The organism is Janthinobacterium sp. GW456P (genome assembly GCF_002127655.1).
Lineage (GTDB): Bacteria > Pseudomonadota > Gammaproteobacteria > Burkholderiales > Burkholderiaceae_D > Janthinobacterium.
The window spans coordinates 21877-41529 of record NZ_NEHB01000004.1 but is presented as its reverse complement, the minus strand read 5'-3'; the positions used below and the strand labels follow the sequence as shown (position 1 = coordinate 41529).

General features: G+C 63.4%; 20 protein-coding genes and 1 pseudogene. 8 read left to right on the top strand and 13 right to left on the bottom strand.

The window, feature by feature from the left end:
- Positions 1 to 40 precede the first annotated feature (40 nt).
- A complete protein-coding gene (locus tag CBW66_RS05730) occupies positions 41 to 466 on the bottom strand; it encodes an organic hydroperoxide resistance protein (RefSeq protein ID WP_034752862.1) in 426 nt (141 codons plus the stop codon).
- Between the two features lie 284 nt (positions 467 to 750).
- On the opposite strand from CBW66_RS05730, the gene CBW66_RS05725 reads away from it, so the two are divergent.
- Together CBW66_RS05725 and CBW66_RS05720 are read left to right on the top strand one after the other, a co-directional pair.
- Positions 751 to 2016 (top strand): histidine kinase, encoded by a 1266-nt coding sequence (locus tag CBW66_RS05725; protein ID WP_086137265.1) that lies wholly within the window; start codon positions 751 to 753, stop codon positions 2014 to 2016.
- On the top strand, positions 2003 to 2785 hold the full coding sequence (locus tag CBW66_RS05720; RefSeq protein ID WP_086137264.1) for a LytTR family DNA-binding domain-containing protein: 783 nt from the start codon (positions 2003 to 2005) through the stop codon (positions 2783 to 2785). The genes CBW66_RS05725 and CBW66_RS05720 overlap by 14 nt, the downstream gene beginning before the upstream one ends.
- 57 nt (positions 2786 to 2842) lie before the next feature.
- On the opposite strand, the gene CBW66_RS05715 is transcribed toward CBW66_RS05720, so the two are convergent.
- From CBW66_RS05715 to CBW66_RS05685, 7 genes are all read right to left on the bottom strand, one after another.
- Complete coding sequence (locus CBW66_RS05715) at positions 2843 to 3886, bottom strand: histone deacetylase family protein (RefSeq protein WP_086137263.1); 1044 nt, start codon at positions 3884 to 3886, stop codon at positions 2843 to 2845.
- Positions 3887 to 3904: 18 nt separating this feature from the next.
- Positions 3905 to 5506, bottom strand: coding sequence for a glutamate--cysteine ligase (gene gshA, locus CBW66_RS05710; protein WP_086137262.1), 1602 nt, complete (start codon positions 5504 to 5506; stop codon positions 3905 to 3907).
- 212 nt (positions 5507 to 5718) lie between these two features.
- The gene (gene prmC / locus CBW66_RS05705) at positions 5719 to 6549 is read right to left on the bottom strand and encodes a peptide chain release factor N(5)-glutamine methyltransferase (RefSeq protein ID WP_086137261.1); all 831 of its coding nucleotides are present in this window, start codon (positions 6547 to 6549) and stop codon (positions 5719 to 5721) included.
- A gap of 10 nt (positions 6550 to 6559) precedes the next feature.
- Complete coding sequence (locus CBW66_RS05700; RefSeq protein WP_086137426.1) at positions 6560 to 7030, bottom strand: disulfide bond formation protein B; 471 nt, start codon at positions 7028 to 7030, stop codon at positions 6560 to 6562.
- A 197-nt stretch (positions 7031 to 7227) separates the two neighbouring features.
- Positions 7228 to 8304 (bottom strand): peptide chain release factor 1, encoded by a 1077-nt coding sequence (prfA, locus tag CBW66_RS05695; protein ID WP_086137260.1) that lies wholly within the window; start codon positions 8302 to 8304, stop codon positions 7228 to 7230.
- Between the two features lie 94 nt (positions 8305 to 8398).
- Positions 8399 to 9673 carry a glutamyl-tRNA reductase gene (gene hemA, locus CBW66_RS05690; RefSeq protein WP_086137259.1) on the bottom strand — a complete coding sequence of 425 codons (1275 nt, stop codon included), beginning with the start codon at positions 9671 to 9673 and terminating at the stop codon, positions 8399 to 8401.
- A gap of 80 nt (positions 9674 to 9753) precedes the next feature.
- A complete protein-coding gene (locus tag CBW66_RS05685) occupies positions 9754 to 10443 on the bottom strand; it encodes a response regulator transcription factor (protein ID WP_086137258.1) in 690 nt (229 codons plus the stop codon).
- 168 nt (positions 10444 to 10611) lie between these two features.
- Here CBW66_RS05685 and CBW66_RS05680 point away from each other — a divergent pair, with 168 nt between their 5' ends.
- Complete coding sequence (locus CBW66_RS05680) at positions 10612 to 11115, top strand: hypothetical protein (protein ID WP_086137257.1); 504 nt, start codon at positions 10612 to 10614, stop codon at positions 11113 to 11115.
- Positions 11116 to 11128: 13 nt separating this feature from the next.
- Here the strand turns inward: CBW66_RS05680 and minE are convergent, their stop codons facing one another.
- From minE to CBW66_RS05655, 4 genes and pseudogenes are all read right to left on the bottom strand, one after another.
- The gene (gene minE, locus CBW66_RS05675; RefSeq protein WP_034752886.1) at positions 11129 to 11380 is read right to left on the bottom strand and encodes a cell division topological specificity factor MinE; all 252 of its coding nucleotides are present in this window, start codon (positions 11378 to 11380) and stop codon (positions 11129 to 11131) included.
- A gap of 1 nt (position 11381) precedes the next feature.
- On the bottom strand, positions 11382 to 12197 hold the full coding sequence (gene minD, locus CBW66_RS05670; protein ID WP_034752889.1) for a septum site-determining protein MinD: 816 nt from the start codon (positions 12195 to 12197) through the stop codon (positions 11382 to 11384).
- Positions 12198 to 12234: 37 nt separating this feature from the next.
- Complete coding sequence (gene minC, locus CBW66_RS05665; RefSeq protein ID WP_086137425.1) at positions 12235 to 12984, bottom strand: septum site-determining protein MinC; 750 nt, start codon at positions 12982 to 12984, stop codon at positions 12235 to 12237.
- Positions 12985 to 13324: 340 nt separating this feature from the next.
- A pseudogene (locus CBW66_RS05655) lies at positions 13325 to 13561 on the bottom strand (5-methyltetrahydropteroyltriglutamate--homocysteine S-methyltransferase); the annotation flags it as partial.
- 118 nt (positions 13562 to 13679) lie between these two features.
- On the opposite strand from CBW66_RS05655, the gene CBW66_RS05650 reads away from it, so the two are divergent.
- The 5 genes from CBW66_RS05650 (at position 13680) to CBW66_RS05630 (ending at position 19024) form a co-directional block, all read left to right on the top strand.
- Positions 13680 to 14588, top strand: coding sequence for a LysR family transcriptional regulator (locus CBW66_RS05650; protein ID WP_086137255.1), 909 nt, complete (start codon positions 13680 to 13682; stop codon positions 14586 to 14588).
- Positions 14589 to 14717: 129 nt separating this feature from the next.
- Positions 14718 to 15203 (top strand): phasin family protein, encoded by a 486-nt coding sequence (locus tag CBW66_RS05645; protein ID WP_086137254.1) that lies wholly within the window; start codon positions 14718 to 14720, stop codon positions 15201 to 15203.
- 211 nt (positions 15204 to 15414) lie between these two features.
- Positions 15415 to 16593 carry an acetyl-CoA C-acetyltransferase gene (locus tag CBW66_RS05640; protein WP_070313086.1) on the top strand — a complete coding sequence of 393 codons (1179 nt, stop codon included), beginning with the start codon at positions 15415 to 15417 and terminating at the stop codon, positions 16591 to 16593.
- A gap of 136 nt (positions 16594 to 16729) precedes the next feature.
- A complete protein-coding gene (gene phbB, locus CBW66_RS05635) occupies positions 16730 to 17470 on the top strand; it encodes an acetoacetyl-CoA reductase (protein WP_086137253.1) in 741 nt (246 codons plus the stop codon).
- 117 nt (positions 17471 to 17587) lie between these two features.
- Positions 17588 to 19024, top strand: coding sequence for a hypothetical protein (locus tag CBW66_RS05630; RefSeq protein WP_139841582.1), 1437 nt, complete (start codon positions 17588 to 17590; stop codon positions 19022 to 19024).
- Here CBW66_RS05630 and CBW66_RS05625 read toward each other — a convergent pair.
- A complete protein-coding gene (locus tag CBW66_RS05625; RefSeq protein WP_230492176.1) occupies positions 18961 to 19581 on the bottom strand; it encodes a LysE family translocator in 621 nt (206 codons plus the stop codon). The genes CBW66_RS05630 and CBW66_RS05625 overlap by 64 nt on opposite strands.
- Positions 19582 to 19653: the final 72 nt, after the last annotated feature.

Sequence of the window (19653 nt, the reverse complement as noted above, 5' to 3'; positions counted from 1 at the left end):
CAAGGCTCGGCCGGGGATATTGCAGTGCGTGCAGCGTGGATTACACGATCGTCAGGGTGACGTCGATATTGCCGCGCGTGGCGTTCGAGTAGGGGCACACGATGTGGGCGGCGGCGACCAGCGCTTCGGCGGCGGCGCGTTCCATGCCTGGCAGCGAGATTTTCAGCTCCACTTCGATGCCGAAGCCCGTCTCGATGGCGCCGATGCCGACGTTGCCTTCGATCGACAGGTCCGCCGGCACGGCGATCTTGTCGCGGCCGCCGACGAATTTCATGGCGCCGATGAAGCAGGCCGAGTAGCCGGCGGCGAACAGCTGTTCCGGATTGGTGCCGACGGCGCCATTGCCACCCAGTTCTTTGGGCGTGGTCAGCTTGACGTCGAGCACATTGTCGGACGAGACGGCACGGCCTTCGCGGCCTCCGGTGGCGGTGGCTTGAGCGCGGTACAGGACTTGTTTGATCGACATGATGGTTTCCTTTAGGTAGATAAATAGGTGGCTACTAAATAGTGTGCTACTTGTTTCGTGGGCCGTGACCCCAGGATGTCCGTCTGAAAAAGCAATTCCGGCGTCCATGTGCTCAATATATATCGTGCGCTATTTAATTGCAAGCGATTTTATTTCGGGGCGGCGCATATTTATGCTTTATTTTCTTGCCTTTGTCGCCACTACCGGGCTTCCATCGCATAATGGCCACCGCCGTTGGCGCCGATTGCTATTCTTGGCCCACTTCTACGTTCCAGGGAAAAACCATGACCAGCCTCTTCTTTATCCTTCGCCTCACCTTGGCCACGATGCTCACCTACATCATCGCCATGGCGATCCTGGTCGAGAACTTCCTGCGCCATATTTTTGGACACACGGAAGACTTCTTTGTCATCGTCGGTGCACTGCTGGCCTGCGCCGTCGTCACGAATGCGTTTTCGCATGTGCGGCGCGTGCGCCTGATCGCCGGCGCCGTCAATGCCGCCACCCTGTCGAGCCGCCAGCGGCGCCAGATCGAGATTCCGTTCGAGGCGGGCGAGGCGTTCGACATGATCGACGCGGCCATCCGCGAACTGCCGGGCAGCGAAGTGGTCGAAAGCGCGCGCGACAGCCTGCAGGTGCAGGCCAGGGTGCGCCGCGCGGCGCCCTATACGCACACGGGCTTGCCCCGCATGCGCGTGCTGGGTTTCCTCGAGCCGCGGCCGAACCAGATCCTCGCCACCGTCACGCCGAATGGCGAGGCGGGCAGCGTGACCCTGATCTGCGAGCCGGCGCGCAATGCCTGGACCGACTGGTTCCTCGTCGACCATGGCAGCAACCTGGAAAATGCGGAAGCGGTGACGCGGGCGATGACGCGCCGGGTGGCGCAGCGCCGCCGCGGCGAGCAGGCCGAGGCGCGCCAGACGGTGACGGAAAAGGAACTCACGGTGGCCAAACTGAGCCTGCTGCATGCACAGGTCGAGCCGCACTTCCTGTACAACACCTTGGCCAGTGCGCAGCTGCTCACGCGCAGCGACCCCGTGCGCGCCGACGCGATGCTGGGCAATCTGATTTTATATCTGCGCCACTCGCTGCCGCGCACGGAGCAAGCCATGTCGACCCTGGGCACGGAGCTGGAACGGGCGCGCGCCTACCTCGACATCCTGAAAATCCGCATGGGCGAGCGCCTGAACCTGCAGATCGAGGTGCCGCACTACCTGCGCCAGGTGGAACTGCCGCCGATGATGCTGCAGACACTGGTGGAAAACGCCATCAAGCATGGCCTGGAGCCGAAAAGCGGCGGCGGCACCATCTGGATCATGGCGCGCAGCGGCAATGGCACGGTGATCGTCACGGTGGCCGACGACGGCAAGGGTTTCAGCGACGACGGCGCCGGCACGGGCATTGGTCTGCGCAATGTGCGCGAGCGCCTGCGGCTGACCTACGGCAATGCGGCTGCGTTTGCCATCGTCGCCAATTTCCCCGATGGCGTGACGGCCACCATCACAGTACCCGACAGCACGGCGCAAGGAGTATCGTATGCATCTGCCTGAGATGAGCTGCGTCATCGCCGAGGATGAAACCCTGCTGCGCGAGGCACTCGTGGCCCTGCTGGCCGAAGAGTGGCCGGCACTGCGCATCGTCGCCGCCTGCGACGACGGCGGCACGGCGCTCGAGGCCATCGCCACGCGCAAGCCCGACGTGGCCTTCCTCGACATCCGCATGCCGGGCCTGACGGGGCTGGAAGTGGCGGCCGGCGCGCTCGAGGCGAGTCCCACCACGCAGGTGGTGTTCGTCACGGCCTACGACCAGTACGCGATCGATGCCTTCGACAAGGGCGCGGTCGATTATCTGTTGAAACCAATTTCGCGCGAGCGCCTGCAGGCGACCTTGCAGCGCGTGCGGGCGCGGGCCGGCAAGGTCCAGGCGGGCGATGGCGCCCTGGCCGGGCTGCTGCAGCAATTGCGCAGCGCCTTGCCGGCGGCCGCCAAGTCGCCGCCGCTGGTGTGGCTGACGGCCAGCAGCGGCAAGGATACGCGCCTGATCATGGTGGAAGACATCGCCTATTTTCAGTCCGACACCAAGTATACGGCCGTCATGACGGCCGATGGCGAGGCGCTGCTGCGCAAGCCGATCCGCGAACTGCTCGACGTGCTCGACCCGGCCATCTTCAAGCAGATCCACCGCTCCACCATCGTCAACATGAAGATGGTGGCGTCGGTGACGCGCGACGAGGTGGGGCGCGGCACCCTGCGTCTGAAAACGCGGCCGGAAACCCTGGCCGTGAGCCAGCCGTTCATGGCCTTGTTTCGGAATATGTAGGTCGGCTTAGCGGAGCCGCCGAGGCCCGCCAGGGCGTAAGCCGACATCACCACCGGCCTACTCCGCGGTTTCAAAACCTTCGAGCACATTGACGACATTGATGCCGATTTCCTTGACCGCATAACCGCCTTCGAGGATGAAGGCGGTGGGCAGGTTCAGATGCGCGAGGCGTTCGCCCACGCGCAGGTAGTCGCCGCTTTGCAGGGCGAAGTGCGACAGCGGATCGCCCGCGAAGGTGTCGACGCCGAGCGAGACCACCAGCGCGTCGGGCGCATACATATTGATGCGCAGGCAAGCCGTTTCCAGCGCGGCGAACCAGCTGGCTGTGGACGTGCCGGCCGGCAGCGGCAGATTGACGTTGTAGCCGAGTCCCGCGCCGCTGCCCGTCTCGTCGGCGTGACCGAGGTAAAACGGATATTCGCCGCGCGGGTCGGCGTGGATCGAGGCGAACAGCACGTCGTCGCGTGCGTAAAAGATGCTTTGCGTGCCGTTGCCGTGGTGGTAGTCGATATCGAGGATGGCGACCTTGCGGGCACCGTCGTCGAGCAGATGCTGCGCGGCCAGGGCCGCGTTGTTCAGAAAGCAGTAGCCGCCAAAGAAATCGCTGCCCGCATGGTGGCCGGGCGGGCGCGTCAGGGCAAACGTGGCCCGCTCGCCCAGGCGCAGCGCGTGCGCCGCGTTGACGGCGCAGTCGGCGCCCGTCTTGGCCGCCGTCCACGTGCCGGCCGTCAGCGGCGTGCCGTTGTCCATCGAGTACAGGCCCAGCTTGGCCGTGAAGTCGTCCGGTTCGATGTCGCTGCGCAGGGTGCGCACGGGCCACACGGACGGCAAGGCGTCCTTGTTGGCGTTATCCGGGTCGAGTGCCAGCCAGTCGTGCCAGGCATGGCGCAAAAAATGCAGGTAGCGGGGCGTGTGGATGCGCTCGAGCGAGGTCAGCGGCACGCCGTGCGGCGTGACGATGCGGCCCAGGTTGCGCCGTCCCAGCTCGGCCACCACCATGTCGGCCCGCTCGGGCGTCTCGAAGCAGGGCACCATGGTGCCGCGAAACATCTCGAAGCGGCCCCGGTGCTGGCCGTGCAATTCATTGTAGAAGGTCAGCATCGGGCGTTTTGCGCAAGGTCAGGTGTGCGAACACAGGGTGCTGGCGCGGTAGGCGGCGACGAAGTCGTCGAAGCTGCCGGCGGGCGCCGCTTCCATGGCGCGCTGCTCGGCCAGCGAGCTTTCCGCCAGCTGGTCGAAATACGCGCTTTGTTCGGGTGTGGGCGGATGCGCGCGGAAGTAGGCGGCGTGGCGTTCGCTCTGGCGCAGGCCGAAGGCGGCAAACGAGCCGCCGTTGGCGCGCAGCTCGGCCAGCACCTTGGCTGATGGCGTCGTGTCCGCGTCGGCCAGTTTACGGGCCTGCGCCCCCAGGCTGTCCGCATGCGCCGTGCCACCCTGGCGCGCGTCGAGCAAGGCCGCCACGGGCGCGATACGCGCCAGCAATTCCTCGCCCCAGGCTTGCAGGGGAATGTCTTCGCCATCGCGGCGCAGGGTCAGGCCCGGCTTGCGGCCTTCCTTGACGGTGCGGGCGAAATTGTTCGTGTAGCAGGCGCTTTGCTCGGCAGAAATCGGCGCGCTGTCGTCGAGCGCGCAGAACAGCAAAAACGCGTCGAGGAAGCGGCCCGTTTCCAGGCTGATGCCGACCGGTTCGAACGGGTCGACATCCATGCAGCGCACTTCGATGTATTGCACGCCGCGCAGGCACAGGGCCTGGATCGGGCGCTCGCCCGTGCGGATCACGCGCTTCGGGCGGATGGTCGAATAGTATTCATTTTCGATCTGCAGCACGTTGGTGGACAATTGTATCCACTCGCCATCCTGCTTTGTGCCCAGCGCCGCGTACGGCGGATACGGGTCGTTGACGGCGTGCGTGAGCGCGTTGACGTAATCATCAAGGCTGTTTTCGTGCGGGCGCAGGCCGGACTGGGCGTCGTTCTGGTAGCCGAGGTCGCTCATGCGCAGGCTGGTCGCGTAGGGCAGGAACAGGGTGTCGTCGGACAAGGTGTCGAGCTTGTGCGCGCGGCCACGCAGGAAACCGGCGGACAGGGCCGGCGAGGCGCCGAACAGGTACATCAGCAGCCAGCTGTAGCGGCGGAAGTTGCGGATCGTCGCCAGGTAGCTTTCCGACTGCACGTCTTTCGGCGTGGCGGCTGCGTGCGCCGCGCTGGCGCGGGTGTCCGGGTGGCTGGCCAGCACTTGCCACAGCTGTTCGTCGAGCGAATAGTTGTAATGGATGCCGGCGATGCATTGCATGGCTTTGCCGTAGCGCAAAGCCAGGCCGCGCCGGTAGACGTGCTTGAGCATGCCCATGTTCGAGCTGCCGTAGTTGGCGATCTCGATATCCTCCTCGGGCGGCAGCCGGCACGGCATCGACTGGCTCCACAGCAATTCGTCGCCGAGGCGGCTGTAGGCATGGCGGTGCACGGTATCGAGCTTGTCGAGCGTGACGGCGATGTCGGCTTCGGCCGGCGTGATGAATTCGAGCAGCGCTTCGGCGTAGTCGGTGGTGATTTCAGGGTGCGTCAGCGCCGAGCCCAGGGCGGCGGGATGGGGCGTGGAAGCCAGATGGCCGGCGTGGTCGACGCGCAGGGTTTCACGCTCGATGCCGCGCAAGCCGCCCAGCAGCGCGCGGTTGGCATCTTCGGTCAGCAATGCCAGGCGGCGAGTCAACAGGTTGGGCAATTTGAGCTTCCTTTCTTGTGCAGCATATAAATAATTTGTGCTGAGATTAACCGAATTTTGGCAAATGCGTCGGCGCCGGCCCAAAAAACGCCGCGTCGCCAGCGTCCGCCCCGGGGAACGGGGACGGCGCTTCGGTCAGGAATTCGCTTGATATTTTAACAAACTGCGGGGGATCTGGCGCGCCGCTGGGTCAAGCATTGCGCAGGTGGCGGTCAGCCCAGGCGGGCGCCGCTGACTCGTTCGATGCCGGCCAGGTCGCGCCAGCTTTGCACCTTGTTGTAGCCGGCAGCGGCCAGCAGTTCGCGCACCTGGGCCGCCTGGTCGTAGCCGTGTTCCATCAGCAGCCAGGCGCCGGACGCCAGGTGGCGGGCGGCGCCGGCAACGATGGTGCGCAGGGCCGACAGGCCATCGGCATGGTCGGTCAGCGCGCCCGCCGGCTCGAAGCGCAAATCGCCTTCGGCCAGGTGGCGGTCGCCGCTGGCAATGTACGGGGGATTCGAGACGATCAGGTCGAACTTTTCCGTGCCCAGCGCTTCGAACCAGTCGCTGGCCATGAAGGTGATGTTGACGCCGTTGGCGCTGGCGTTGCGGCGCGCCACGGCCAGCGCCGTGCTGCTGACGTCCAGCGCCGTGACGACGGCGTCGGGCCGCGTGTGCGCCAGCGCGACGGCGATGGCGCCGCTGCCCGTGCCCATGTCGAGCACCCGTCCGCCCGGTGGCAGGCGCTCGAGGGCCAGTTCCACCAGCACTTCCGTGTCGGGGCGGGGGATCAGCACGGCGTCGTTGACTTCGAAGGGCAGGCCGAAAAATTCGCGCTGGCCGACGATGTAGGCGACCGGCTCGCCTTGCAGGCGGCGCGCCAGCAAGCCCGACAGGCGTTCGGTTTCAGCGGCAGTGAGCACACGCTCCGATTGCGTGATCAGGCTTACGCGCGACAGGCCCAGCGCGTGCCCCAGCAGGATGCGGTTGTCGAGCGGATCGAGCAGCGGACGGATTTGCAGGGCGCCGACAGTGCTGCCGGCGGGGATCAGTGTTTCTGGCATAGATAATTGATTATTGTTTGCGGCGCAGCAAAGTCCACAGCATGGCGATGGCGAAGATGGCGAACCAGGCGAAGGCCCACTGCGGGATCGACAGGCCAAAAAACGGCTCGCCGGCGTTTTCGCAAGCGCCATAGGATTCAAACATGAAGGGCATGAGTTCGGCCGTGAAGATCTTGTTCAGCGCCGTTTCCACCGGGTCGATGCCGCACGAAAAGCCCGGGTTGGCCAGCACGTACAAATGCTTGGCGCCCACGCCCAGGCCGCCCAGGGCCGCCAGCAAGCCCACGCCCGCGCCGATTTTCGGACGGTTGGCGGCGGCGCCCGCCAGGCAGGCGATGCCGATGGCGAGGAACAGGTAGCGCTGGATCACGCACAGCGGGCACGGCGCCATGTTCATGGCATGCTGCAAATACATGGCCACGCCCAGCATCAGGAAACACAGGGCGGCGGTCAGCAGGAGGACGGTGCGTGAATTTTTCATGGGCGATACGGTGAGGTGGATGGAATCGAGCTGGTCATTTTCGCACAAGGCCGGATTTTTATTGCTTAGCCGCTACTTAAAGCTGTCGGCTTACGCGCCGTGCGCTAAGCCGACCTACAACTGGATCTGGCTGGGCGCTTTAAAAAGGAGTGTAGGTCGGCTTAGCGCAGCGTAAGCCGACACAACGGCGCCAGCATTTAGTCTCCCAGCGCCGCCAGCAGCTCCGCCTGGTGTTCTGCCGCCAGCGCATTCGTCAATTCCGTCAAATCCCCATCCATGATGAAGTCGAGCTTGTACAAGGTCAGGTTGATGCGGTGGTCCGTCAGGCGGCCTTGCGGGAAGTTATAGGTGCGGATGCGTTCGCTGCGGTCGCCCGAGCCGATCAGGCTCTTGCGCGTGGCCGCTTCCTTCGACTGCTGCTCGCGCAATTGCACGTCCTTGATGCGCGCGGCCAGCACTTTCATCGCTTGCGCCTTGTTCTTGTGCTGGCTGCGGTCGTCCTGGCACTCGACCACGATGCCGGTCGGCAAGTGGGTAATGCGCACGGCCGAATCCGTCTTGTTGATGTGCTGGCCACCGGCGCCCGAGGCGCGGTAGGTGTCGATGCGCAGGTCGGCCGGGTTGATGTTGACGTCTTCCACTTCGTCCGCTTCCGGCATCACCGCCACCGTGCAGGCCGAGGTATGGATGCGGCCCTGCGTTTCCGTGGCCGGCACGCGCTGCACGCGGTGGCCGCCCGACTCGAATTTCAGCTTCGAATACGCGCCATTGCCGACCACGCGCACGATCACTTCGCGGTAGCCGCCCAGGTCGGAGTCGGACGAGGACACCAGTTCCACCTGCCAGCGGTTGCGCTCGGCAAAGCGCGTGTACATGCGCAATAAATCGCCGGCGAACAGGGCCGATTCATCGCCGCCCGTGCCGGCGCGGATTTCCAGGAAGATATTGCGCTCGTCATTGACGTCCTTCGGCAGCAGCATGGTCTGCAATTCGCGCTCGAGCTGCGCCATGGTGGCTTTGGCCGCCTCGATCTCTTCCTGGGCGAATTCCTTCATGTCCGGATCGCCCAGCATCTCTTGTGCGGTGGCGATATCGTTGCCCGCTTCCTGGTAGGAACGGTACAGGGCCACCAGCGGGCCCAGTTCGGCATGCTCGCGCGTCATCTTGCGGTAGCTGTCCATGTTCGACGTGGCGTCCGGATGCATCAGCAGTTCGTCGAGTTCGACCAGGCGGTTCGCCAGTTGATCGAGTTTGGCCAGCATGGATGGTTTCATAGCGATTCGCGGTAAAAGAGTGATGGGGTAATGCAGGTCCTGCAGCTACGGCAGGCGGGCAAGGGTAGCCGCGCGGGCGGCCAGCGGGGCTGCGCTAACGGCGCGGGCGGAACAGTTTTGGCAGGAGGGTGACGAGCTGCTTGCGCTCGTCGCCCTGCGCATGGTGCAGCGCCTGCTGCGGACCGTGCAGGAACTTGGCCGTCAAGCCTTTCGACAGCGCTTCGAGGACGGCGTCGATGTCGGCGCCCTTGGCCAGCATCTTGCGCGCCCGCTCCACTTCCATCAGGCGCAAGGATTCGCTGTTTTCATGCAGATGCTGGATGACGGGCACCATGGCGCGGTCGTCGACCCAGCTCATGAAGGATTGCACACGCGTCTCGATGATGGACTCGGCTTGCGCCACGGCCGCCTGCCGGCTTTCCAGGCCCGTTTGCACGACCTTGCCCAGGTCGTCGACCGTGTACAGGAAGACGTCGTTCAAACGGCCCACTTCGGCTTCGATGTCGCGCGGCACGGCCAGGTCGACCATGAACATGGGCTTGTGGCGGCGTGCCTTGATGGCGCGCTCGACCAAGCCCAGGCCCAGCAGCGGCAACGATGACGCCGTGCACGAGATGACGATGTCGAACTGGTGCAGCTGCTCCGGCAGGTCCGCCAGGCGGATGGCCTTGCCGTTGAAGCGGTGCGCCAGCTCCTCGCCCCGCTCCATGGTGCGGTTGGCAATGGTGATGCTTTTCGGGTTTTGCGCCGCAAAGTGCGTGGCGCACAATTCGATCATTTCGCCGGCGCCGATGAACAGCACGTTCTGCTCGGCGACCTTGTCGAAGATGCGTTGCGACAGGCGCACGGCGGCGGCCGCCATGGACACGCTGTGGGCGCCGATTTCCGTGCTGCTGCGCACTTCCTTGGCCACCGAAAAGCTGCGCTGGAACAGCTGGTGCAGATACGTGCCCAGGCCGCCCGCCTCGTCGGCCGTGCGGATGGCATCCTTGATCTGCCCGAGGATCTGCGTTTCGCCCAGCACCATCGAGTCGAGCCCGGAGGCGACGCGGAAGGTGTGGCGCACGGCATCGTGCTGCGGCAGCATATACAGATGGGGGCGCAGCTCGCTGTAATTGAGCTGGTGGTAGTCGGCCAGGAAATGCGCGCCCGCGTCGAGCGGATTGGGCACGTGGCTGGCCGCATACAGTTCGGTGCGGTTGCAGGTCGAGAGGATGGCCGCTTCGTCGTTGTCGCGCAAGTCGATGCGCTGGAACCAGGTGCGCGCCGCCATCACCGCCTGGCCCAGGTGCTCAGGCGCAAACGCCAGCTGTTCGCGGAGCGACACTGGGGCGGTGGTATGGTTGAGGCCGACGGCGAGCAGTTGCATTTCAGGGCTGTTGGATGACTTATGGCGACATTATAACGCTTTGTGCCCGCGCTTTGAGCAGGTCAGCCGTTTGCCGCCGTTCAGCCGCCCAGTTTTTCCAGGCGATAACCGTAGCTGTAGACGGGCACCAGCCTGTAGCCGTGTTCCGGTTTCAGCTGCAGCTTGTTGCGCACGCGCGAGACGTGGGTATCCATGGTGCGCGAGGGCAGGGCCGTGTCGCGCTGCCAGACGGCTTCGTGGATGTAGGCGCGCGACAGGGGACGGCCCAGGTTGCGGAAAAACAGCAGCGCCAGGGCGAATTCCTTGTGCGTCACGTCGAGCACTTCGCCATCGCGCAGCAGGCGGCCGGGGCGGGTTTCAAACAGGTAATGACCGAATTGCAAGTACTCGGCGCCGTTCTGGGCCGGGTAGGCCACGCGCAGCAGCGCCTGGGTGCGCAAGGTCAGTTCGCTGCGCCGCAAGGGCTTGATCATGTAGTCGTCGGCGCCGGCCGTCATGCCCGCCACCACGTCGTCTTCGCCGGAACTGTTGGTCATAAACAACACGGGCGCCTTCGGCGCCAGTTTTTCCCGGGCGCGGCGCAAGACTTCCGCACCGTCCAGATCGCTTACATGCCAGTCGAGGATGAGCATGTCGCAACTGTCCTTGCGCAGCTGCCCCAGCATTTCCTTGCCACTCTGAAACTCGTGGCAAGCGTGGCCGGCGGCGGTGAGCACCTGGCAGATCAGTTCTGCCTGGCTATGGTCGCTATCGAGTACGGCAATTCGCATAATTGGCTGGAGTGTGTAGCAACAAACAGACGGTCTGCTCTGCTTATCGTAATGTTAAGGAATGCTCAAGTGAAATATAACAGAGATTGCAACTGTGTCCAGTGAAATCGGAGGGCAGACCCTTTACGTTACACTTGGTCATCGACCCCCTACTGCGGAGAAACGGCCATGCCAGACAAGAGCACTACCGATTGGACCCTGATACCGGCCAGCCGTGCCGAAATCGAGCAAGTGCGCGAGCGTTGCCGGCGCCTGGTGCAGCGGCGCGCCATGATGTCGGCCGGCGCCTCGGCCATTCCCATTCCCGGCGTCGACCTGATGTCCGACGTGGGCCTGTTTTCCATGCTGATCAACGATATCAACCACGAATTCGGCCTGACGCCCGAGCAGATCGAGCGCCTGAACCCGCAGTTCAAGATGATGGCCTACCGCGCGGCGGTGGGCATGGGGGGCATGCTGGTGGGAAAGTTGGTATCGCGCGAACTGATCCTCCATCTGCTCAAGCGCAGTGGCGTCAAGATTGCCACCAAGCAGGTGGCGCGCTTCGTGCCGTTTGCCGGCCAGGCGGTGGCGGCAGCCATCGGCTACGCCGTGTTCCGCCAGATCGGCAACCAGCACGTGAACGCCTGCGCCGCGGTGGCGCAGGAATTGCTCACGGTCAGGCCGGAGTAGGCTGGATCAGGGCTTACGCGTCCGGCAGCACCACGTTGACGTCGAGCACTTCCAGGTTGCCCTGGCGGTCCAGCGAGATCTTGATGTCGTCGGCATTCACCTTGGTGTACTTGGAAATGACGGCGATCAATTCCTTGTGCAGGGCGGGCAGGAAGTCGGGACCATCGCGTCCGCTGCGTTCGCGGGCGATGATGATCTGCAGGCGTTCCTTGGCCGCGGTGGCCGTCTTCGGCTTGGGGGGGAAGAGGAAAGAAAGCAAGGCCATATCACTTCGCCCCAAAAATGCGCTGGAGTAATCCAGGCTTTTCATAGTTGGTAAAGCGCAACTCGACTTCTTCGCCGAGGAAACGCGAGACCACGTCTTCATAGGCTTGCGCCACGTCCGTGCCCGTGAAATGGATGGCCGGATTGCCCTGGTTCGAGGCGGCCAGCACTTGCTCCGATTCCGGAATGATGCCCACCAGCGGGATGCGCAGGATTTCCTGCACGTCCTGGTAGGACAGCATTTCATCCGATTCCACGCGTTTCGGCGAGTAGCGGGTGATCAGCAAATGTTCCTTGACCGGTTCGCCGCCCGTCTGCGCGCGGCGCGACTTGGCTTGCAGGATGCCGAGGATGCGGTCCGAATCGCGCACCGACGACACTTCCGGGTTGGTGACGATGATGGCTTCGTCGGCGAACGTCAGCGCCATCAGCGCGCCATGCTCGATGCCGGCCGGCGAATCGCAGATGATGAACTCGAAACCCATGTTGATCAGGTCGTTCAACACGCGTTCCACGCCTTCTTCCGACAAGGCATCCTTGTCGCGCGTCTGCGACGCGGGCAGGATGAACAGGTTGTCGCAGTGCTTGTCCTTGATCAGGGCCTGGTTCAGGGTCGCTTCCTTGTTGATCACATTGATCAGGTCGTAGACCACGCGGCGCTCGCAACCCATGATCAGGTCGAGGTTGCGCAGGCCCACGTCGAAGTCGAGCACGGCTGTCTTGTGGCCGCGCATGGCCAGGCCAGTGGAAAAACTGGCGCTAGAGGTCGTCTTGCCGACACCGCCCTTGCCGGACGTCACAACAATAATTCTTGCCACAAATAATCCTTTTCAGATATCTCTTGAATTGTGCAGCTTAAGAGCGGTTCACGGGAGTGACCGGATTGACAGAGTGTATATCGATTCTGTCTCCAGCCAAACGAATTTGCGCGGGTCCGCGCGCCATTTCCGCAGGGAAACCATCCTCGAACGTGCGGTACACGCCCGCGATCGAGACCAGTTCCGGTTCCATGGCCAGCGCGAAGATGCGCGCCTGAGGATTGCCCGAGGCGCCGGCCAGCGCGCGGCCGTACAGCGAGGAATACACGTGGATACTGCCGTCGGCGATGATTTCGGCGCCATTGTTGACGACGGCGGTGATGATCAGGTCGCAGCCGCGCGCATAAATGCGCTGGCCTGCCCGCACGGGCGTGTCGATCACCATCACCTGGGCGTCGGCGCCCGACTGGGCCGCCGCCGTGGGCGTATCCTTGGGGCCATCCTTGGGCGGGGCATCGTCGCGCGTCTTGCCGCTGTCGAGGCTCAAGCCTTGCGCCAGGATGGCGTCATGCATGTCGGCCGGCGCATTGCGCACGGCCACGGCATTCAAACGGTATTTTTTCAGCAGGGCCACCAGGGCGGCCCAGTCGATGGGCACGCTGCCGGGCGGCAAGGCCGCCACGTCCAGCACGGCCAGGTCGTCCTCGAAAAAGTCCGCCACGCCTCCCGTCATGTCGCGCAAGGCGGCATCGAGTGCCTGCGTATCGGCGCTATGCATAATGGCGGAGACAGCAACGACGGTGGAAATCTTGATTTCGATAGGCTTCTGCGACGGGCTTTTGGACATAAACATTTAATCAAGGTGAAACTGCGGCAGGCCAGATGTTCCGTACGGCAACAATGGGAGCAGTAAATTTCTTGCATTCTACTGCAAAAAAATCAGCGTCAGGGGCCTGGTGCATGCTATTCCGCAGAGCAATACCTACTTCATGTCAAAAAAAACGGGCGGCGCCTCGAAAAACCGCTGCGCCGCTTTGCAAGCCGCCGTGCATGCGCCCTGGCGGCGCTGTTCTGGATCATGCCGCGCGTCTTCAAGCCGCAGTCCGGGTTGCCCCATAAATGGACTGGCGGCATCACGGCGCGGGTTTTTTGCAGCAAGCGCATCATGTCGACGTTCGCGGTAATCCACAGCCCGACAGCTGAATATGGCTGGCCACCTGATCATAAAAGGCGAAGTCGCCCACGGTGACGTAGGCCAGGCCGGTATCGCTTTGCTGCGCCCGGTGGCGCGCGCGCAATTGCTGAGCCGTCGCTTCCAGGGCCGCCTCGGACATCTCGCCGCGCCAGTGGCTTTCCAGCGCCAGTTGCATTTCGCGCGCGGCGCCGATACGGGGAAAGCCAAGGCTGCGGGGACGAATGGGCATGATGTCATCGAGATTTAATGTGAATGCGCTAGAGTGTGCGGCAACTTGATCTATAATAAAAACGAAACATTTTTCTGAATAACATGAAAATCATTCACGTACAGATCTCACTTTTCCAATGCTAGAAATCCGCCACCTGCGCACCCTGAGTGCCCTGCGTTCCTCCGGCAGCCTGGTGCGCGCCGCGCAATTGCTGAATCTGACCCAATCGGCGCTGTCGCACCAGATCCGTTTGCTGGAAGAGCGCTATAACGCGCCCTTGTTCGAACGCAAGTCGGTGCCGATCGCGTTTACGGCCACGGGCAGCCGGCTCTTGGCCCTGGCCGACAAGCTCTTGCCCGAGATCGAGCTGGCCGAGCGCGACGTGGCGCGTTTGTCTCAGGGCGACAAGGGGCAGTTGAGGGTGGCGCTCGAATGCCATACCTGTTTCGACTGGCTCATGCCCGTGATGGATGCGTTCCGTCAGCGCTGGCCGGAAGTGGAAATCGATCTGGTGTCGGGCTTTCACGGCGAGCCGGCCGACTTGCTGCGCTCGGGCGAGGCGGATCTCGTGATCGGCTCGCCGTACGGCCCCGATTTCACCGTGTTTCCCCTGTTCCGCTTTGAAATGCTGGTGGTGATGGCGCAGAAGCACCGGCTGCAGGCGCAGCGCCGGCTCGCGGCGGCCGACTTTACAGGCGAGACGTTGATTACCTATCCGGTGCCGGAAGAGCGCATCGACCTGATCCGTGAAGTGCTGAAGCCCGCCGGCATCGCGTTTGAACGCCGCACGGCCGAATTGACGGTGGCCGTGCTGCAATTGGTGGCGAGCCGGCGCGGCATCGCCGCCTTGCCGAACTGGGCCATCAAGAATTACGTCGATTACGATTATGTGGTGGCGCGCCCGGTGGGCGAGCACGGTTTGTGGAGCGATTTGTATGTGTCCGTGCCGGAGCCGTTGCAGGACAAGGCCTATGTGCGCGATTTCGTCAGCGTGATACGCGAGCAGTGCGCGGCTACGCTCGATGGTATCAAGTTGTTGTCCTGATCAACGTTGAGTTGGAAACAAACCAACAGGAAAGTTTGATAAATATCAAGGTTCAGCAATGAACCACCGCTTACAGTTGAGTACTGTGCGGCGCAACATGGCGCCGCCTACTCTTTGGGGAGGAACGACATGTTTTCATTTTCCGAACAATGGGCACTGGCCGGCAAGGCCGTGGCGGAAGCACAATTGATCGCTGCGCAAGCGTATGCCCAGGCCGCCGTCGACAGCGGTGCCAGCGTGCTGGACTTGCAGATCGATGCGGCCCGCGCGGCGCTGGCGGCCGCTACGGTAGCGGGTAATCAGCTGCTGTCCGTGAAGGACCCGCAAGCGCTGCTGCAACTGTCGCGCACGCAGTCGCAGCTGGCCATCGAACGCATCGGTGCATATGGCCGCCAGGCAAAGGATGTTGCTCAAGAAACCCAGGAGAAATTCGACACTGTGACAAAGGGTGAGTTTGCTGCGTCGCGTCAAAAATTTGGCGAGTTGTTGCAGGTGGTAAAGCAAACCCCCGTACCCCTGATTATTCCCTTCAATAATTTTCTAAAAACCACTTTCGGCGGCGCCGATGAAGGGTATGATAAAAATAAAAACACGCGTCCTGCTCGCCAGGCCTGAGCGTTTTGCGGCCCGGCAGCGGCTATCCGCCGCGCCAGGTTGCCCGCCGCCACCGCAAGCAGGCTGTCATCGCCGCCGCCTGCGGTGAGGCGCTGGAACTGCGGCGCATGCCGCGCTAGAATGAAACGCAGCGTGCTGCGTCTTCCCGGATACACTGGATTGTATTAATACCTTGACCCTGGCCCTCGTGGCCTGCATATCGGAGAAATAAATGGATGATGTCGTAATCGTGGCCGCCGGCCGTACCGCAGTCGGCAAATTCGGTGGCAGCCTGGCCAAGATTCCTGCGTCCGAACTGGGCGCGCATGTAATCAAGGGCTTGCTGGCACAAACCGGCATCGACCCTAACCTGATCGGCGAAGCGATCCTGGGCCAGGTGCTGACGGCCGCTGTCGGCCAGAACGCCGCGCGCCAGGCCGTGATCAAGGCTGGCTTGCCCAGCGCCATCCCGGCATTCACCATCAACAAGGTGTGCGGCAGCGGCCTGAAGGCCACGCACCTGGCGGCGCAAGCGATCAAGTGCGGCGACGCCAATATCATCATTGCCGGCGGCCAGGAAAACATGAGCGCGTCGCCGCACGCGATGAACGGCTCGCGCGACGGTTTCCGCATGGGCGACTTCAAGATGATCGACACCATGATCGTCGATGGCCTGTGGGACGTGTACAACCAGTACCACATGGGCATCACGGCGGAAAACGTCGCCAAGAAATACGAAGTGACGCGCGCCGAGCAGGATGAATTCGCGCTGCAGTCGCAGCTGAAGGCGGAAGCGGCGCAAAAAGCGGGCAAGTTCAAGGATGAAATTCTGCCGCTGGAAATCGCGAATAAAAAAGGCACCGTCGTTTTCGACAGCGATGAATACATCAAGCCCGGCTCGACCCTGGATTCGCTGGCCGGCCTGCGCCCCGCGTTCGCCAAGGATGGCACGGTTACTGCCGGCAATGCCTCGGGCCTGAACGATGGCGCCGCCGCCGTCATCATGATGTCCGCTTCGCAAGCGAAAGAACTGGGCTTGAAGCCGCTGGCGCGCATCAAGGCTTACGCGTCGTCGGGCCTGGATCCGGCCGTCATGGGCATGGGCCCCGTCTCCGCCTCGCGCTTGTGCCTGAAAAAAGCCGGCTGGACGCATGAAGAGCTGGACCTGATGGAAATCAACGAAGCGTTTGCCGCGCAAGCGATTGCCGTCAACAAGGAAATGGGCTGGGATACCAGCAAGATCAACGTGAACGGCGGCGCGATCGCCATCGGCCACCCGATCGGCGCGTCCGGTGCGCGCATCCTGGTCACCCTGATCCACGAAATGATACGCCGCGACGCCAAGAAAGGCCTGGCCGCATTGTGCATCGGCGGCGGCATGGGTGTTGCCCTCGCGATCGAACGGGATTAATTGCTAGCGCCGAACCCAGGCGTCGCGCGCAGTGCGTGACGACTGGGTGCGGTACGCCGACGTCACGCGGCGCTTTCGGGCTAGTGTATTTAAATTATTAACTTTTTAGCAATAGAACGACACTGAGGGGATGAAAATGGCAAGAGTTGCATTGGTAACTGGTGGCATGGGTGGTCTGGGCGAAGCGGTGTGTTTCAAGCTGGCGGCGCTCGGCTATCGCGTGGTGACGACCTATTCCCCGGGCAATCCGAAGGTCGCGGAATGGCTGGCGACAACCAAGGACATGGGCTACGACTTCAAGGCGTATCCGTGCGACGTGGCTGACTACGATTCGGCCGCGGCCTGCGTGGCGGCCGTGGAAGCGGAAATCGGTCCCGTCGACGTGCTGGTGAATAACGCCGGCATCACGCGCGACATGACGTTCAAGAAGATGGACAAGACGAACTGGGATGCCGTGATGAGCACCAACCTCGATTCCGTCTTCAACATGACCAAGCCCGTCTGCGACGGCATGGTGGAGCGCGGCTGGGGCCGCATCATCAATATTTCGTCCGTGAACGGCCAGAAGGGCGCTTTCGGCCAGACCAACTATGCGGCCGCGAAAGCCGGCATGCATGGTTTCACCAAGTCGCTGGCGCTGGAAGTGGCGCGCAAGAACGTCACCGTCAACACCATCTCGCCAGGCTATATCGGCACCAAGATGGTCATGGCGATTCCGCAGGAAGTGCTCGACAGCAAAATCATCCCGCAAATTCCGATGGCGCGCCTGGGCAAGCCGGAAGAAGTGGCCGGCCTGGTGGCCTACCTGGCTTCCGACGAGGCAGCATTCGTCACGGGCGCCAACATCTCGATCAACGGCGGCCAGCACATGTCGTAATCGTTGTTGAGGTAAAACAAAAAGACAGCTGCGGCTGTCTTTTTTTATGCTGCCAGTCAAACGGGACAAACGCGTGCTTTGCCTTAGAATCAGTATTTCTTCACCGCATCATTCCCCATGCCCCTTGATCCTGCCTTGCGCCGCGCCAGCGTGGCCGCCATCCTTTTCCTGGGCGCCAGTGCAGCCCAGGCCAGCGTCGCGTTCCACGTCACGGTGACTACCGAGCGCGTCAACCAGCCCGGCGTGAAAACCAGCCTGCCCCCGCGCGATACGCAGGAAAGCGATGTCGTTCTGGGCCCCCATTACCTGAGCGTACGCGATGGCAAGCGCTTGTCCGTGCTCGACTTTGCCACGCGCCGCCGCCACGCGGTCGATATGGCGGCGTCCACCTACGACACGTATTCGCTGTTCGACGTGGCGGGCTTCCGCCATATCGAGATCGCGCACCGCCAAATCGTGGCTGGCGCGCTCCAGGCGGGTGGCCAGCAGGGCCACGTCACGCCGCCCGTGTACGAGGAGCAATCGCTGTCCGTGCCGGCGGCAAGGCGGCGCGGCGCTCTGCAGCCGCAAGTGCTCGACGGCGCCGTGCTGTGGTCGCTCGACGGGCAGCCCTTGCTGCGCCTGGGAATTACCGGCAGCCCCGTCAGCGGCGACGACGCCACGGCCTTTGCCCAGTACCTGCGCTACACCTGGGGCGGCCATCCGCTGCTGCTGAAGATGCTGGCCGATGGCAAGCGCATTCCCGCCGACTTCACCTTGCACTACCAGGAGGTGGGCGGCACGGTGACGCGGCAGTTCCGCATCAGTGCCATGACGGCGGGCGCGCCCGCCACGTATTCCCTGGCCGCCTACCGGCCCCGTCCGCTGGCGGCCGATGCGCCCCCGCTCGAGCGCGTGCTGGCGCAGGCGGCGCTGTTACCGCCGCCGGGACCCCAGGCCCACCCTGCGCTGCGGGACGAAGCGGAAAAGCTGTTTGCCGCCGACCAGCCCTTCGAGGCTTTTTTGACCATGCTGGAAGACCATTTTTCCACGGGCGCGCTGGTGGAAAAGCTCACGCCCCAGCAGCAGCTGGCGATGCAGGCATGCCAGCCCATCCACGATTTGACGCGGGGATTGATGGCCAAGGACAAGGAAGGCATCGAGGACGCGCTGGCCGGCGTGCAGGCATCCAGGAAGCAAATGGGGCTGGAACAGCCGGTGCTGGCCCTGTTCGAAGGAAATCTGCGCGCCAAGCTGGGGCAATGGCCGCAAGCGACGGCCTTGTATCTGCAAGTGCTGCAGGCAAAACCGCAGATGGCGGCCGTGTACCAGGACTTGGGCGACGCCTTGCTGGCACAATTCGATGCGCCGAATGCCTGGCGCAGCTGGGATGCGGGGCGGGCCATGGCGCCGGCCCTGCGGCAATTTCGCAAGGTCAACGATCTGGAGCGGGGCTTGCTGCGGGACTACCCCGCCTTTTTTGACGGCGGCGCGCCGCTGCCGCTGACAGTTCAGCCCAGCACCAGCCGTCCCGCCAGCAAGACGAAGACGGTGGGCAGCACGAACTTGCCGTAAGGCGAAGGTTTGCCGCGCAGGCGGCGCGCCAGACGCGCGGCCAGCACGGCGTAGATGGCATCGAACAGCAAGCCCGTCAGCACCAGGATGGCGCCCAGGCGCAGGTATTGCATGCCGACACTGTCGCTGCCCATGACGAACTGCGGCAGGAACATGCTGCAAAACAGCAGCGCCTTCGGATTGAGCAGATTCGTCAGGAAGCCGCGCACCAAGCTGGCACGGGCGCTGTGCGCCGTGGCGGGGGCGGCGGTTTCCTGGGCCGTTTTGGCGGACAGGGCCGTTTGCAGCAGGCGCAGCGCCAGGTACAGCAGATACGCGGCGCCCGCCCATTTGACCCACTGCAAGGCTTGCGGATGCGTGACCATCAATGCCGCCAGGCCCGCGCCCGACAGCGCCACATGGACGGCGCGCGCGCCGGCGATACCCAGTGCCGTCACCAGCGCCGTGGCCACGCCGCGCGCGGCGCCCGTCGCCAGCACCAGCGCCATGTCGGGGCCGGGCAATAAAAAGGCGCCGGCCAGTGCCAGCAGGTACATCAGGAAGGTAGAATCGGACATGGCTCGGTCGAAAAGAAAAGCGGGAGCATGCGCACGCCGCAGCCTGCTCTCCGGGCCTCATTATGTTCTTGA